This window comes from Alteromonas sp. V450 (assembly GCF_001885075.1).
Lineage (GTDB): Bacteria > Pseudomonadota > Gammaproteobacteria > Enterobacterales > Alteromonadaceae > Alteromonas.
This window is the reverse complement of record NZ_MODU01000004.1, coordinates 1,970,229-1,986,500: the sequence shown is the minus strand read 5'-3', so window position 1 is coordinate 1,986,500 and position 16,272 is coordinate 1,970,229. Positions and strand designations below refer to the sequence as shown.

Annotated in this window: 12 protein-coding genes; 8 read left to right on the top strand and 4 right to left on the bottom strand. The window is 42.7% G+C overall.

Features of this window, described 5'->3' with window-relative positions; genetic code table 11:
* Position 1: 1 nt before the first annotated feature.
* The 3 genes from BK026_RS08685 to BK026_RS08675 all read left to right on the top strand — a co-directional run bounded on the left by BK026_RS08685 (position 2) and on the right by BK026_RS08675 (position 2,214).
* Positions 2 to 223, top strand: coding sequence for an XRE family transcriptional regulator (locus tag BK026_RS08685; RefSeq protein ID WP_071815514.1), 222 nt, complete (start codon positions 2 to 4; stop codon positions 221 to 223).
* Between the two features lie 158 nt (positions 224 to 381).
* Positions 382 to 1,011, top strand: a complete 630-nt coding sequence (upp, locus tag BK026_RS08680) for a uracil phosphoribosyltransferase (protein ID WP_071817563.1) — start codon at positions 382 to 384, stop codon at positions 1,009 to 1,011.
* Between the two features lie 177 nt (positions 1,012 to 1,188).
* Complete coding sequence (locus tag BK026_RS08675; protein ID WP_071815513.1) at positions 1,189 to 2,214, top strand: LacI family DNA-binding transcriptional regulator; 1,026 nt, start codon at positions 1,189 to 1,191, stop codon at positions 2,212 to 2,214.
* A gap of 69 nt (positions 2,215 to 2,283) precedes the next feature.
* On the opposite strand, the gene BK026_RS08670 is transcribed toward BK026_RS08675, so the two are convergent.
* Positions 2,284 to 2,862: a thymidine kinase gene (locus BK026_RS08670; RefSeq protein WP_071815512.1), complete on the bottom strand. Its 579-nt coding sequence runs from the start codon at positions 2,860 to 2,862 to the stop codon at positions 2,284 to 2,286.
* 4 nt (positions 2,863 to 2,866) lie between these two features.
* Positions 2,867 to 4,876, bottom strand: coding sequence for a bifunctional diguanylate cyclase/phosphodiesterase (locus BK026_RS08665; protein ID WP_071815511.1), 2,010 nt, complete (start codon positions 4,874 to 4,876; stop codon positions 2,867 to 2,869).
* 607 nt (positions 4,877 to 5,483) lie between these two features.
* Here BK026_RS08665 and BK026_RS08660 point away from each other — a divergent pair.
* The gene (locus BK026_RS08660; protein WP_071815510.1) at positions 5,484 to 7,991 is read left to right on the top strand and encodes a TonB-dependent receptor; all 2,508 of its coding nucleotides are present in this window, start codon (positions 5,484 to 5,486) and stop codon (positions 7,989 to 7,991) included.
* Positions 7,992 to 8,064: 73 nt separating this feature from the next.
* On the opposite strand, the gene BK026_RS08655 is transcribed toward BK026_RS08660, so the two are convergent.
* Both BK026_RS08655 and BK026_RS08650 read right to left on the bottom strand, forming a co-directional pair.
* A complete protein-coding gene (locus BK026_RS08655; RefSeq protein WP_256253734.1) occupies positions 8,065 to 8,718 on the bottom strand; it encodes a hypothetical protein in 654 nt (217 codons plus the stop codon).
* Positions 8,719 to 8,957: 239 nt separating this feature from the next.
* Complete coding sequence (locus BK026_RS08650; protein ID WP_071815508.1) at positions 8,958 to 11,207, bottom strand: acyl-CoA dehydrogenase; 2,250 nt, start codon at positions 11,205 to 11,207, stop codon at positions 8,958 to 8,960.
* A 257-nt stretch (positions 11,208 to 11,464) separates the two neighbouring features.
* On the opposite strand from BK026_RS08650, the gene BK026_RS08645 reads away from it, so the two are divergent.
* The 4 genes from BK026_RS08645 to BK026_RS08630 are packed head-to-tail and all read left to right on the top strand — an operon-like array spanning position 11,465 to position 16,271.
* Positions 11,465 to 13,759: an RND family transporter gene (locus BK026_RS08645; RefSeq protein WP_071815507.1), complete on the top strand. Its 2,295-nt coding sequence runs from the start codon at positions 11,465 to 11,467 to the stop codon at positions 13,757 to 13,759.
* Position 13,760: 1 nt separating this feature from the next.
* The gene (locus tag BK026_RS08640; RefSeq protein ID WP_071815506.1) at positions 13,761 to 14,555 is read left to right on the top strand and encodes an outer membrane lipoprotein-sorting protein; all 795 of its coding nucleotides are present in this window, start codon (positions 13,761 to 13,763) and stop codon (positions 14,553 to 14,555) included.
* Positions 14,552 to 15,733 (top strand): hypothetical protein, encoded by a 1,182-nt coding sequence (locus tag BK026_RS08635; RefSeq protein WP_071815505.1) that lies wholly within the window; start codon positions 14,552 to 14,554, stop codon positions 15,731 to 15,733. Before BK026_RS08640 ends, BK026_RS08635 begins: the two co-directional genes overlap by 4 nt.
* A gap of 7 nt (positions 15,734 to 15,740) precedes the next feature.
* Positions 15,741 to 16,271 carry a hypothetical protein gene (locus BK026_RS08630; protein ID WP_143142104.1) on the top strand — a complete coding sequence of 177 codons (531 nt, stop codon included), beginning with the start codon at positions 15,741 to 15,743 and terminating at the stop codon, positions 16,269 to 16,271.
* Position 16,272 lies beyond the last annotated feature (1 nt).

Below are 16,272 nucleotides of genomic sequence, written 5' to 3'. Positions count from 1 at the left end.
AGTGAAAGAACTTACATTAGGTGATATTCGAAAGCAGCACAGAGTTAAACAAGAAGTCGTTGCCATGGCGCTTTCAGTAACTGCTTCAGGCGTTAGTAAATTAGAGTCGAAGCGTATTCAAGATGTCTCACTACATCGCGCCGCTGCATATTTAGCTGCGGTGGGAGGCAATGTTAAAATAGAGGTGACCATGCCTGATGGGGCAACCTTGCAGGTAGGATAAACCATTCAAACATGCCCGAGATGTGCTAACGATGAGCGTGTTGAATTTCGAGGCCTACGACTTTCAGATTTACGTCAGTAAGGTAAACTAACATAGAAATGTTGTTGCGCATCATCAGCGTAGCAATCCTATGCTCGTTTAAATATGGAAAATTCATTATGGCAGTTCACGAAATCACTCATCCACTAATAGCACATAAGATAGGTTTAATGCGCTATTCAAAAATTAGCAGTAAAGATTTCAGAGAACTCGCCTCTGAAGTCGGGAATCTGCTTACCTACGAGGCAACGCGAACTTTACCTACTGAAAAAGCAAAAATTAAAAGCTGGTCTGGTGATGAAGTAGAAGTTCGTCAAATTAAAGGGAAAAAGATAACCGTTGTTCCAATCTTACGCGCAGGGTTGGGGATGCTAGAAGGAGTGCTTGAACTTATTCCCAATGCGAAAATCAGCGTTGTTGGGCTTTACAGAGATGAAGAAACACTCGAGCCGGTTGCTTATTTTGACAAAGTAGTAAAAAACATAGATGAGCGTACTGCGCTAATTGTCGATCCCATGCTTGCGACAGGCGGCACACTGATAGCCACAATCGACCTCTTAAAGAAAAAAGGGTGCAGAAAAATTATGGGGCTTTTTCTTGTAGCTGCACCAGAAGGGATCCGTGCGGTTGTAGATGCTCACCCTGATGTAGAAATACTTACAGCGGCCATTGATGATAAGCTCGACGACAAGGGGTACATTCTTCCGGGGTTAGGTGACGCAGGAGACAAAATTTTCGGCACGCGCTAGTTATTTAGCTTAATAATTAAGTTGTTTTTCTTATTTTTTAAGCGTTGAATGTTAACGTATTATCAATATTGGGTTAAACGTTTAAGAAATAGTGCTATTATGGCGTAAAACTACTCATGCGTTTACCGTACTCACTAAGCTAACGTTGCAAGCGCATTGCCTAGAAAGCGATTATTGATGAAAAAAACAAAGCTAACATTAAAAGACGTAGCCTTACAGCTAGGTGTGTCTACAGCGACGATTTCAAACGCGTTTAATCGTCCCGACCAGCTCTCGAAAGCAAAACGAGAAGAAATACTCTCACAGTGTCAGAAAATAGGGTACACCGGGCCTAACAAAGCAGCTCAAATTCTACGCAAAGGCACATCAAACATTGTGGCATTAGTGCTAGCAGATAGCATTTCTTATATGGTTCGCGACCCTGTAGCAAGTAAGTTTATTCAAGGTGTTTCCGAAAAACTGCAAAAACATGGCAAACACTTGCTTTTGTACGCAGGAGACTCCGAAACAATCTTAGATGTTGTAGATTTTGTAGATGGTTTTATTTGCTATGGTGCTCCGCGCAATACGCATTTAATTAGCGAACTTTCTACTTCTTCAAAGCCGGTGGTGACAGTTGATTTCGATATTGAAGGCAAACCTGCTATCAACATTGATAATGAAAAGGGCGCGTATGAGGTGGCCTCTCATGCACTGAAAACTGGTGATAATGTGGCTATATTCGGTCTTCGTCTAATCGACTCCCCTTCGACATGCCGCATTTATGATAATCCACTATTAGATGTCGAGAGTTCAATTTCACATCGACGTCTAGACGGTTATATTCGAGCGGCACAAGAAAAAGGTATTGATATTAGCAACGAAAAAATTTGGCACTTGCCCGAAAGTGACCGACATTTCGCACGCCAAGCGGCAAAAGAAGTACTCGGTAGTGTACCGAGACCAGATGTGGTGCTTTGCATGAGTGATGTCATTGCGTTGGAGTTACTTCAACAAGCGACCGATTTAGGTATTAAAGTACCTGAAGAGCTGCGTATTACAGGGTTTGATGGTATAGACGAAGCCGACAGATCAAGACCTAGACTCACCACCGTGTGTCAAGCCAGTGATACAAAAGGGGCTGAAGCTGCTAAGGCATTGCTCAATGGTGTTGAAGATAAGCGTATTTTACCCTTCGAATTGAATATCAGAGAAACTGTATAGACCCCAAATAATGTGGAGAGGAAGGTAGACGAAGTGGCGCCTTCCTCTCATTCAAAGCGCGAAAAAAGTTTAATTCCACACTAATGCTTTGAAGTGCTTTCTACACATAGACTCATATGTGTCGTTTCCACCAATCTGCACTTGGTCACCGTTGGTAACGGCGTTTCCGCTTTCGTCTAGACGCACGACGAAACTTGCTTTTCTACCACAATGACATACCGTTTTTAGTTCCGACAATTTATCTGCCCACGCTAGCAAATAATGACTACCTTCAAACGTTTCACCCAAAAAGTCAGTGCGAAGGCCATAAGCTAAAACGGGGATCTTTAGTTCATCTACAACGTCAACAAGCTGTCTAACTTGTGCTTTAGTTAGAAACTGTGCTTCGTCGATAAAAACACAGTCGAGCTTCCGAGATGAGTGATCTTCTTTTATTGATTCAAATAAGTTATCGCCGTTTGCATACAGTTTTGCATCGGCCTGAAGACCAATGCGGGAGGTAACTTTCCCCACACCATATCTATCGTCTAACGCTGCGGTATAGATAATTGAGTGCATGCCACGTTCACGGTAGTTATACGCCGATTGCAACAGAGAGGTGGACTTTCCCGCGTTCATCGCAGAATAATAAAAATATAGTTGAGCCATGGGTTTATTTGTTTTCGTTATACCAAGTTGATAAGTGTGACGCCGGCATAGGCTTAGCGAAGTAGAAGCCTTGAAGAAAATCAGTGCCTAAAGCAGATAGGTGTTGCCTTTGCTGCTCAGTTTCAATGCCTTCTGCAACGGTCTGACAGCCAAATTCTTTTGCCATCAATATTGTTGCTCTTATTATGGTATCACTCTCTTCCGACGTATTCTGCACAAAAGAACGATCTATTTTGATAAAGTTAAATGGCATTGACTGCAGTCTGTGTAGTGACGAATAGCCTGTGCCAAAATCGTCAATTGAAATTTTAACGCCACGCGCTACCAATGCCTGCACTTGTTTTACGACTAATTGAGTATCGCTTGCGAAAACACTCTCTGTAATCTCCAGAAACAGGCGTTCAGGGGCAATTTTGGTTGTCTCTAAAGCGGTATCTAATATCTTGAAAAAACTATCGTCCAGTAACTGTGCAACCGAAACATTAACTGAAATGCATAATTTACTGTCAAACTGCCAATGGGAGAGGTCAATCAGTGCACGGTTCAGTACCCAGCTGCCTAACTCAGGCATCAGGCCTCCGCGCTCGGCTAGTGGAATAAACGTGGCCGGAGAGATAAATTGATCACCACACTTCCAGCGCAGAAGTGCTTCAACACTCGATATCTGATTGGTTGATACGTTGATGATTGGTTGATAAAAAACACAAAGCTCGCCGTTTGTGACTGCGGTTTTTAAGCTTTCACTTAACCATTGCTGTCGCTTAATTTCGTCATGAAGGGCTTCGTTGAAAACGCCGACTGTACCGTGTTGCTTTCTCTTTCGGTCGTACATGGTTAGGTCAGCTTGCTGTATTAAGTCTAAAGCATTATTGGCGTGTTCTGGGCATATTGCGATGCCAATGGTAGCGTCAAGCGAAAGATGATTATCTTCCGCCGTAATGGGAACCGTTATGCCGTTTCTGATGGCACATGCGATTGTTTTCGCCGTCTCTACTGTTGCGTAAGGAATAGTGGCAACAAACTCGTCTCCTCCCCAACGTCCTAAATGGTCCTCTTCGCAGTAAGCACATAGTCGACGAGCAACTTCTTTTAAAACAATATCTCCCACTTTATGTCCAAGGCTATCATTGACCTGTTTGAAGCCATCCAAATCTATGAACAACAGCGCGAGTGAATTGTCTGAGGTCGAAGTGCGTTGAATTTGTTGGTTGAGTAGCTTTAAGAAGCCGTTACGATTAAGCAAGTTTGTGAGAGGATCTTTGTTTGACAAACGAAAGAGTTCTGCAGTGCGCCTTTCTACTTCGGATTCTAAGTTTGCGTTTGCGGAGTCTAATTTTTCGTTGGTACTAACAAGCAACCGGTTAATTTTTTGTGTTTCCGTACGCTCAACTTCCATTTGTTCCATTAGTCGGTTGTTGCTCGCTTTTAAATGAAGTGTGTTTATAAAAAAACGATGATAGCGAAATGCACTTGAGAAAATACCAAACCAAAAGATTATTCCCAATACGCCAAGAATGTAAAAGTCGCCTTGTTGATGAAATATAGCGCATAATGACATTGGCATCAGAAGTGCCGTGGAATAAAACGTGACGAGGGGTTTTTTGGGCGATAAAACGGTGCCGGCTCCTCCTGCCATAGCTGATAACACAACCATTGTTGCAGCAAGCTCTATGGTTGTCATATGGGCATAAAATAAAACGCTGTAAAGCGCCCATAAGCTGCCAGTAACATAGAGTCCAATTGAAAACCTAAATAATGGAAAAGTAGGGTTGTACTGTGTACCGTGTAATTTGAAACGCCAATAGAGCGCGTCTGTCAAACGGGCAAGTACTACGACAAGAACAAAACCCCAAACGTAGGTTTTTTGGGTTTGAATAGCGGGAGTTGTACTTTCAAAAAAGAACACCAAACCAGAGAATGCGAATACCGTCATGAGCAGGCCAACGAAAGTGTTGCCAATGAGCATTTCCGCTGTATCTCTCTCAATTTCAGCTTTTGATATTAAATTTTCCATTATATCTAACACCTACAGCTAATGTGCGTATCAAGGACTTTTCCATAGGCACGCTTGGTAATTTCCATACAGCGTCCGCTGTTGACTTATGAACAGTAGCAGAGCAAGTGAAATATATAAACTTTATCTTACTCATGTGCTGGCCGCTTTGTATATCGAACTTAAGTTCAACATTTTCTTTTTTTTGAACTATACATAAATGGCACAGAATGGTTTTTGCTACACAACATGATGATGATGCTAAGTTAAACGACGAATTTGCGCGTTCATCGCTTATTTTCTTTTTAATGAGAGCAAATATGCGTAAACGAAGCTGAACCAGAAATGTAGCGTAGTTCTATGTTTTTTCCAGTTAACTTAATCGATTTTTATTTTTGGTATTATTAAAAATTGATTAATTAATTTTAAAAATACTCATTAATTCAATAATATGCATGTTTTTGTCTAAAATTTACGAATAATTTTATTCACAGCATGTTTACAAAGTTAATTTGATGTTATAAATTCTTAATCGATTAAGTTTAAGGGGTAATCTTATCGGATGTTGCTTTTGGTCGTCTCGATACTGCCTTGGATTTGAATGCTCCTACACATCATCGGAGAAACAATGAAAACACAACACACACTGAACACCTTAGCGATTGCTGTTTGTACCGCTTTGTCTGCAAGCGCAATAGCACAAGAAGCGACAACTGAAAAAGAGTCGCAAAACAAAGAAAAATTCGAGCAAATTGTTGTTACAGCAACGCCCGGCGGCGCAACGATGCAGGAAGCGAGCGTTTCTGTAAGCGCATTTGACGAACAAGACATCATTAAATTGGCGCCGCGTTCAACGGCGGAAGTGTTCAGAGCCTTGCCAGGTATAAGAGCCGAGTCGTCTGGTGGTGGTGGTAACGCAAACATAACAATCCGTGGTATTCCATTGGCCACGGGTGGTTCAAAATTTCTACAACTTCATGAAGACGGCCTACCGGTATTAGAATACGGTGATATAAACTTTGGTAATGCCGACAACTTCTTGCGTTACGATTGGTCGGTAGCAAACGTAGAAGCGATACGCGGTGGTTCTGCATCAACGTTTGCGAGCAACTCACCTGGTGGCGTTATCAACTTAATAAGCAACACCGGGGAAGTTGGTGGTGGTGCTATTGGTACATCGTTTGGTGTTGACTATGAAGAGTTTAGGCTAGACTTCCGCTACGGTGGCGAATTGACCGATGATATGTACTATCACATTGCAGGCTTTGCACGTGGTGGTGAAGGGCCGCGTGAGACGGGTTATAATGGAGACCAAGGTGGCCAGGTCAAATTCAACATTACTAAGATGCTGGATAACGGCCACATTCGCTTTCATTACAAAAACCTGAATGACAAAGTTTCGACTTATCTTCCTTCTCCAGTACTTGTTAAAGGCGATGGTGAATACGGCCCGGTTCCAGGGTACGATGCCAGCTCGCAAGCGCTAAACTCTGCTTATAACACAAATATTTCTACGTTTGACAGCTTTGGCAACCCAGAGAACAGAGATGTTCGAGATGGCATTGAATCAAAGGTAAGTGCATTTGGTGTTGAGGTTGATTTAGAAGTTGCAGAAAATCTATTCTTATTGAATAAATTCCGAATTGCCGATATCTCTGGTGGATTTATAGCGCCATTTACTGATGGATTCCCAGCAGGACCTGGCGACGTATCTAATTTTGCTGATGCGCTATGCTCAGGGGCGACTGATGGCGACGGTAATGCGCTCAATTGCGATACTACTAGCGTTGTTTTAGCGAATGGTCCAAACGCTGGTGACACTTACACTGGTCAAGCATTCACAAACTTGCAATTTGATACACGTATCAATGATCTTGGCAACATGATCAACGATTTTAGTCTGCGAAAAGAATTTGATAATGGCGTAGACCTTACGGTTGGTTACTATTACTCAAACCAAGATATTGCGACAAGCTGGTCTAGCTGGCAGACATTTATTCAGACACTTGACGGTGATAACTCGCAGCTTCTTACTATTACCAATGGTGATGGTGTGGAGCTAGTATCGAATGGTTTGCTTTCGGCAAGCTTCCTATCATGGGAATGGGACTTAAATTACGTAACCAAAGCGCCGTATATGAACATTGGTTTCGAACTGTCGGACAATATCTTGATTGACGCGTCTGTTCGCCACGATACAACTGAGGCGTCTGGTGAGCTAATTAGTTCATGCTGTGGTGGCAACGCTGACTTTGATTTGAATGGTAACGGCGTTATTGAACAAATCGAGGATGCATCGGCTACAAACAGTGGTTTTATTCGCGGTGGTGTAATTAATTTAAACCGCGCAGGAGCGTCGTCACAAATTGTTGATTATTCAGCAAATAATACTTCGTACTCGTTAGGTGGTTCATACTTGCTTAGTGATAGCCAAACGTTCTTTGCTCGCTACTCAAAAGGTGGCCGAGCTATTGCAGACCGTTTATTGCAAATAGGCGGTACGCTGAATGCCGACGGCAGCTTGACGAGCACAACGTCTGGGTATGACACGACTAAACAGTTCGAAATTGGTTATAAGTACGGTACTAAAGACCTGATGGTTAACGCGACGTTGTTTGACACTGTCACAGAAGACACGCAAGCTGAAGTTACCAGCGGTTTAACCTTTATGCGTGAGTACGAAGCAACAGGTCTAGAACTTGAAGGTCGTTGGAATGCTACTGATAATTTTGTCATGTCGGGTAACTTAACCTGGACAGATGCCGAAATCAGCAAAGATGTGAATAACGCTGCCCTTGAAGGTAACACACCACGTCGCCAGGCCGATTGGATTTGGACAATTACGCCAGAATACGTTACCGATTCATGGTCAGTAGGGGCATCGCTACAGGGGTCAACCGAATACTACGTACAAGATAACAACGATCTCAAGCAAGAGGGCTATACGCTTGTTAACTTGTTCGCTACTTATTGGGTGAATGACCAGTTCTCTGTATCACTTAACATGAACAACGCTACTGACGAATTTGTTATTACTGAGTCAGAAGAGGGAAGTGCGGCAGTAGGTAGCTATGTGCGAGCACGACCTTTAAACGGCAGAACTACAGTGCTTTCACTTAAGTATATGTTTGAATAACAAGGTAGCCTTACCATTAAATTTAACACCCGCTTCGGCGGGTGTTTTTGTTTGTGCTAAAACGACAATATAGCTATTGGTTTTTTAGCTGATTTGCAATAGCTCGCGACAGGGGGGTCTTTAGTGCAACATGTTTCTTATTAATAACATGAACAAGTTTATGTGTAACCAAAGGGAGGTATTCTATACCAGCCTTTTCAAATATTTCATTTTCAGAAAAATCGCTAGGCAAGATAGCGTAGTTAAATCGCCCGCTGCGTAACAACGTAATAACTTGGTTAAAATCTTCAAATTCGGAAATGTTGGCTTGCAGACTGGAAGGATCAGAGTCTATGTTATAAAAGAACCGTGTAGTTACAGCGATTGCGGTATCAGGGTCGTGTAATACACTTTTGCTGCACAACATACCGCGCGCGCAAAGTAGAAGTGAAGCGCCATAAGCGAGGGCAGGTTCAACGACAATAAGGTTGTTATCCAAGGTTGCCACTATTTCATAACGAATAACATCAGCATCTGTCATCTCTTGATTTAACAGTCTCAGCCCTCTTTCGCCCCCCACGACTTCAAATGTCGCGTTTATACCAATTTCTTGATATGCCTTTTCTATCAGCGGCTTGTAATGATTTACAACGCGAGGATGATTGACATAACCAATTATAAAATGCTCGTCGTCGTGATCCGCGTAGGCATGTCCGATGAATACAGCAAAACTTAATAAGATAAACACATGGCAGAAAGCCAGAAAACGCCGTTCTAAAATTGATATCTTGGCCATAATATTGAGTGAAACGCGTTATGTTTTAGCTTAACTATTCATTAGCTAAAGCATAGCCAAATAATAACCAGTTCACACAGATAATTACTTATGGGTATTAAACCTTCCAGACTCTGTTATTTAGTGCGTTTTTCACTCCCCCCCAAAAAAAAAGCCTCGGAAACCGAGGCTTTTTGGCTGTGACATTTTATTTATGCTGCGTTTTGACCGCCATCAACCGCCTTAAGCGTTTGAGATGCAGGAAGGAGCTCTAGGTCAAACGTGTATTCGTCGACACGAACAGCAAGCTTACGCTTCTCGTTGTAGTCGTGAAGTTTAGCTGCTTCATCCGCCGTAATTACGCCTTTTTCTTGAAGCTTGTTAAGTGCGTGCTCAAAAGAAATGAACGGCACTACAGGCTCTTTGCGAAGCGCTTTTTGCACTTTACCAAGAAGATGCGCTACCGCGTGCTTCGCTTTAAACGCTTGTTCATTGATGTCGTTGCCATCACCAGGGCTAACACGTACTAGGTGTGTAAGCTGGTCTTTAACGCTGTTGTCTTGCATAGATGCAATTGACAGTTCACGCACTAGGTCGTCGCTAATACCCGCAACACTATTGGTATAAGTGTTGGTAAGAAGACGCATTAGACCACGTGTCGCCGTGTTCGGGAAATTGTTGATAAAGTTAACAATTGCCTGATCAGCTTGCTGTAAAGACCACTGCATTGCGTATTCGAAATACGGTAGAGCTAGCTTTCTGTCTTCAATGCGCTGCTCGTAGAAACGAATCGCTGCCATTGCACCATATAGGTAGCTCATTACGTCACCAAGACGTGCAGATAAAAGCTCCGCTTTCTTAAGGTCGCCGCCTAGTACCGCAAGCGATAAATCAGCAAGTGGCGCTAGTTTTGCCGAGATGCTGTTTACACGCTTCTCGTACTTGCGAACTTCTGGCAATGCCGACTCGCTTTCACGTAGGAAAGGAAGATAGCCTTTACCTAAGCTGCGGAACGCATTCTTAACGCTGAAACCGACCGTCTTACGAAGAACTTTATTGAACTCTGCATCCGCTGAACTTTCGTTGCTGTGAATAAGGTCAACCATGTCTTTAAGGTAAGGGTGACAACGCATTGCACCTTGACCGAAAATCATTAGGTTTCGTGTAAGAATGTTTGCACCTTCAACCGTAATCGCGATTGGAAGCGCTGCATAGCCGCCCGCTAACGTATTCTGTGGGCCGCGTTGAATCGCTTTACCCGCTTGAATATCCATAGCAGAATTCATTACATCACGACCTAATTCAGTCATGTGATACTTAGCAATAGCGGTTACTACTGATGGCTTAACACCTAGGCCTAGGCCTTCAGTGGTAAGTACACGCATCGCTTCAAGTAAGAAAGTCTTACCTGCGATGTCTGCCATTTTCTCTTGAATACCTTCAAAGCGACCAATTGGAAGACCAAACTGTTCACGCACAAATGAATATTCAACCGTGCCTTTGAAAGCAGATTGTGCGGTAGCTACGCCCATTGCTGGAAGTGAAATACCACGACCTGCACCCAGACAGCTAACCAACATCTGCCAGCCGCGACCGATATTCTTCTGACCACCAATGATGAAGTCCATTGGGATGAACACATCTTGGCCACGAGTAGTACCGTTGTAGAAACGTACGCCCATTGGGTCGTGACGGTTACCAAGCTCAACTCCTGGGTGTGACTTAGGTAAAAGAGCACAGGTGATACCTAGCTCTAGCTTGTCACCAAGAAGTTGGTCTGGGTCGAATACTTTAAACGCAAGACCTAGTACTGTCGCAATGGGTGCAAGCGTAATGTATCGCTTGTCCCAGCTAACGCGAAGGCCAAGTACTTCTTCGCCGTTGTATTCGCCTTTAGTTACAATAGCCGCGTCTGGAATAGCGCCTGCGTCTGAACCCGCTTCTGGGCTGGTTAACGCGAAACAAGGGATATCGCGACCATCTGCAAGGCGAGGTAGCCAATAGTCTTGTTGGTCCGTAGTACCGTAGTGCATAAGAAGTTCGCCTGGACCTAACGAGTTAGGTACCATAACGGTAACCGCGATTGCACCACTTTTCGCTGCAATGGTTGCAACAATTGTAGAGTTTGCGTAAGGGCTAAACTCAAGACCGCCAAATTTCTTTGGAATGATCATCGAGAAGAAACGGTTTTTGCCCAAGAAATCTAAAATTTCTTGTGGAATATGCTTGCCGTTACCTAATTCAAAATCATCGACCATGTTCAGTAACTCAGTTACTGGACCGTCCATGAATGCTTGCTCTTCAGCGCTCAGTTTTGCCTGAGGGATATCTCGAAGCGCCTGCATGTCAGGCTTGCCCTGATAAATTGAAGATTCAATCCAAACATCACCCGCATCTAGGGCTTCCTGTTCTGTGACTGAAATAGGGGGTAACACTTTTTTTAAGCTAGTTCTGATACTCATAGTAACTCATCCGCTCATCTGACCAGTTGTGATATTAATACTACAACAAATTTGCAAAAGATCAAAAAAAATTGCGTTCTATAGAATTAAATCGTGTTAATGTTTTTGTTTATCAGTGCCTTAGGTGTTGTGGTGAATATTGCGATCCACCGAATTTATATATAATTGCTACGGTGTAAGTACGTTATTTGATTTACAACGTGTTAATTTTTAAATTACATGTAATAGTTAAGTGACTTTAGACATGGGATGTTGTGATGAGCAGAATACTTGAAGAAACGCCGACAGCAGTTAGGTATCCCGCGAGCACGATCATATTGCTTGTAATTGTTACCGCTTTATCACTCATCGGAGCAAAAAACTTATACTTCAGAGGTGACTACAAGGTTTTTTTCGAACCGACTAACCCGCAGCGTCTTGCGTTTGAAGAGATGCAAAACGTTTTCAATAAAAGTGAAAACGTTGCCTTTATGGTGATACCTAAAGACGGTAACGTCTATAAACCCAAAACGCTAACCCTCATTACTGAATTAACCGATGCCGCTTGGCAGCTTCCTTTGTCAACCAGAGTTGAGTCGATTGCAAATTTCCAGCATACGTTTGATGAGGATAACGATTTGGTAGTGGAGGATTTGCTTGGTGTACTCCCTGCGTCGCAGTCGGATGCTGAACGTATTAAGCGAGTAGTTAAAAATACACCGGAAATCATCGGCCGGTTGGTCTCGTCTAAGCATGATGTTGCCGTAATTGATACCACGATCCAGCTTTCAGATGGTGATCAGACCCAGCAAGTGATCGCTATTGCCAATGCTGCCAAAGCACTGAAACACGAGTTAGAGAATAAATACCAAGACCATCAGATTTATTTAACCGGCATGGTCATTATGAACAATGCCTTTGCTGAATCGGCGCAACAAGATGCAGAAACGCTTGTCCCACTTATGTTCCTTCTTATTTTTGTGTCGGTTGCAATTATTCTTTTTTCTTTTTGGGCCGCGGTATGGACAATGGTGGTTGTGTTTACGTCTGTAGGCATAACAGTAGGCCTTTCTGGGTGGTATGGTATTTATTTAAGTACCGCCACGGTTAACGCACCCACTATGATTACGACACTTGCTGTCGCTGACTGCATCCATATCATCGTGGGGGTAAAATATTTTCTGAGCAAAGGGTTTGCAAGGAAAGAGGCGATTGTAAAAAGTATAAGTACGAACAAGAAGCCTATCTTTATTACCAGTGTTACCACTGCAATTGGTTTTATGATGCTAAACTTTTCAGCGGTTCCGGTCTTGGCTCATCTTGGTAACATGACCGCCTTCGGCGTGATGCTTGCGTGCCTTCTGTCTTTGACGGTTCTTCCTTCTTTTTTAACATTTACGCCACTTTCTATAAAGAACGCTCGTCAGAGCCTGATTTTTGCTCGATGGGGTAATGCCGTTTCAGCACATTATCGGTTAATACTTCCTATCAGTTTTTTCGCCGTCATTGTGATTAGCGCATTTTCCTTTAAAAACCATTTAAATGATGTTGCCGTTGAATATTTTGATGACAGAAGCGAATTTAGACAAGCCGTTGATGTGAATGAAAAAAAACTAGGGGGAATGTCTAACATCGACTTCGTTATCTATACCGATGAACCGTATGGTATAACGTCGCCCGCCTTTTTGAGAGATATCGAAAATTTCGCTGCCTGGTTAAATCAACAAGAGTCGGTTAATCACGTTCTTACGTTTACCGATACGCTTAAGCGACTTAATAAAAATTTGAATAATGATGCCGATGAATACTTTACCATTCCTGAGACAGCAGAGTTAGCCTCTCAATACTTATTGCTATACGAAATGTCGTTGCCATTTGGGCTTGACCTTGGCAATCAAATAGATATCGATAAATCTGCTTTGCGCGTTATTGCGGTAACAAAAAATCTAGGTAGCAACGACTTCACTCGCTTAGAGCAACAGGCAAAACACTATTTTCAAAGCTTAGGAAATGATTATCGTATAGAAGCAGCAAGCCCCCCACTGATGTTTGCGCACATCGGCGAGAGGAATATGAAGAGCATGGTGTGGGGAAGTGTAATTGCCCTTGTGCTGATATCGGTTTTAATTCTTTTCGCCTTAAAGTCGTTTCGTTTAGGCGTAATAAGCTTAGTGACAAATCTGCTTCCTGCGGCAGTGGGCTTTGGAATATGGGGATTGGTATCGGGCGAGATAAACATGGCACTTTCTGTGGTTATCAGTATGACCATGGGGATCATTGTTGATGATACCGTGCATTTTTTGTCTAAATATCAAATGGCAGAAAAAGTGGGGAAAGGCGTTGAACAGAGTATTTTGTTTGCGTTTGAGTCTGTGGGAATGGCTTTAACGACAACGACAGCGGTGTTAGTGATTGGTTTTAGCGCGTTAGCATCTTCTAGTTTCATGCTTAATGCGCACATGGGCTTAATGACGATTATAATAATTATTGCAGCACTACTTGTAGACTTTGTCTTTTTACCTTCGCTTCTGCTGTGGATGGGAACCAAAGCGAAACTGCAAAAGGAATCTTAATATGAAAGCCATAATCCAAACGACGTTTATTTTGAGTTTTGTATTTTGTACGTTACTTAACGCTCATGTTTCGGTAGCTGCTGACGACGAGGCGTTAGCAATCGCTAAAGAGCGCAAAGTCAGAGATACAGGGTGGCATGCGTCAGAGGCTGAAGTTTCTATGCTTTTGAAAAATGCACAAGGTCAGGAAGCAACACGAGAGCTGAGTATAAAATCATTAGAGGTAACGAATGATGGCGACAAGGCATTAACCGTATTTAACTCGCCAAGAGACGTTGCTGGCACCGCTTTTTTAAGCTTTTCTCACATAGCTACTGCCGATGAACAATGGATTTATCTACCAGCATTGAAACGGGTTAAAAGGATTTCATCGAAAAACAAGAGCGGTCCTTTCGTTGGAAGTGAATTCGCTTTCGAAGATATGACCTCTTATGAAGTAGAGAAATTTTCTTACACGCTTTTAGGTGAAGACAATGTGAATGGAGAGGACTGTTACGTTTTAAAACAAACACCAGTTTACGAATTCTCCGGCTACTCCTTCCAAAAAGTATGGATTGATAAAGCGCATTTTCGGGTTCAAAAAATTGAGTTTTACGACAAAAAAGAAGCGCTGCTGAAAACCCTTGTTGCGAAAGAGTACACGCTTTATGAAGGTAAGTTTTGGCGACCACTTAGAACTGAAGTGAAAAACGCACAAACGGGAAAAGCGACCTATTTAATTACACAGAGCATCACGTTTGATACTGACCTTACTAGCAAAGATTTTAATAAAAATAGTTTGAAGAGAGCGCGATGAAGCCGCGACTGTTAACGCTGGGTTTATGGATCTACTGTTGCTCCTTACAAGCGGAAATCGAGTATTCGGGCTCTGCCGGTATAGAACAACGATATTTTCTACAAGATGCATTGTATATGCAACAAGAGCGAGCCTACACGTCGTTGTTTCTTTCTCCAGAATTTTTCAGCGAAATAAGTGGAAACGACACGCTTGTTTTTAAGCCTTTCCTACGTATCGATGAACACGACAGCGAGCGCACGCATGCCGATATTCGAGAACTAATGTGGACACGATACGGTGACTCTTGGGAAGTTAAAGCCGGTATTGGTAAAGTATTTTGGGGGCAAACAGAATCGCTGCATTTAGTTGATATCATCAATCAGACCGATGCCGTAGAGTCTATTGATGGTGAGATTAAACTTGGTCAAGCTATGCTAAATTATGCATACTTTTCTAACGCTGGAGCGCTGTCATTTTATGTTTTGCCTTACTTTCGCGAACGCACTTTTCAAGGGGCAGAAGGACGTTTTAGACCTCCTATCCCTATAAGTAATGCAGAGTATGAATCGTCAGAGGAAAATCAGCATGTCGATTATGCCATACGATGGCAGTCTTCTCTTGGGAATTGGGAACTGGGGGTATCTTACTTCGACGGTACTTCGAGAGAACCAGAATTACTTAATAAGTTGAATTCCATTGGGAATATTGAAATAGTATCTTATTATGCTCAAATTGAGCAGGTAGGCATAGACGCGCTAAGCGTTTACGGTGCGTGGCTTTTGAAACTTGAAGCGATATATAGGCAGGGACAATCTGATGATTTTAGTGCTCTGGTCGCCGGTTTTGAGTACACTCAGCCCGACGTATTAGGAACGGGTTATGAACTTGGGCTTTTACTCGAATACCAGTTCGATGAGCGAAAAAACAACTTTTTCGCGGTGGGTCAAAATGACGTTATGTTTGGTGTTAGATTAAATCTAAATGATTTAGATGGCACGCAGATACTTGTCGGCATGGTTCAAGACTTGGACGAAGCGAGTACTTATTCTGGGTTTATCGAGGCCTCTAGTCGAATTTCCTCGCAATGGAGATGGAAACTAGACAGCTATTTTTTTTCATCTGATGACGAACAAGATACTTATTTCTTTTTACGTCGAGATGATCACTTACAATTTACATTGGAATACTTTTTTTGAGGGTAGAATGAAGCAGCTTTTATGGATAGCGGTAATTTGGGTAATGGGCGTGTCAGGCAGCTGCGCTGCGCAAGCTAATTATGGTCTCGCAACGATAGGTTACAGTGATGCTGACTTTGCTAATGACAGTGAAGGTGAAATATCCTTCAGCTTAGCGTACGGCAGACAAATACATGAACAATGGTATGCTGAAGGTGGCTACTACCGTTTGTTTGACTATTCCAACGATGTTGCCGATGCATCTGGAGACGCACTCTATGCAGCACTACTTGGCAAAGCGTCAAATGCCTCTGGCGAGTTGTTTTACAAACTTGGCGTGGCGAAAGTTGATATATCATCTGATGTTCAATGTGGAAGCGCTGAAACGCCATTGACCTGTGCTTACGATGATAGCATTGCTGCAGGGCTTGCTGGACTGGGTTTTGACTACTACGTAACACATTCGTCAATGGTACGTATGGAATACGTGTTTTTTGGTGGTGAAGACAACTTTTCTGCACATACTTTTAGCATAGGCTTTAGGTATAACTTCAAATAAG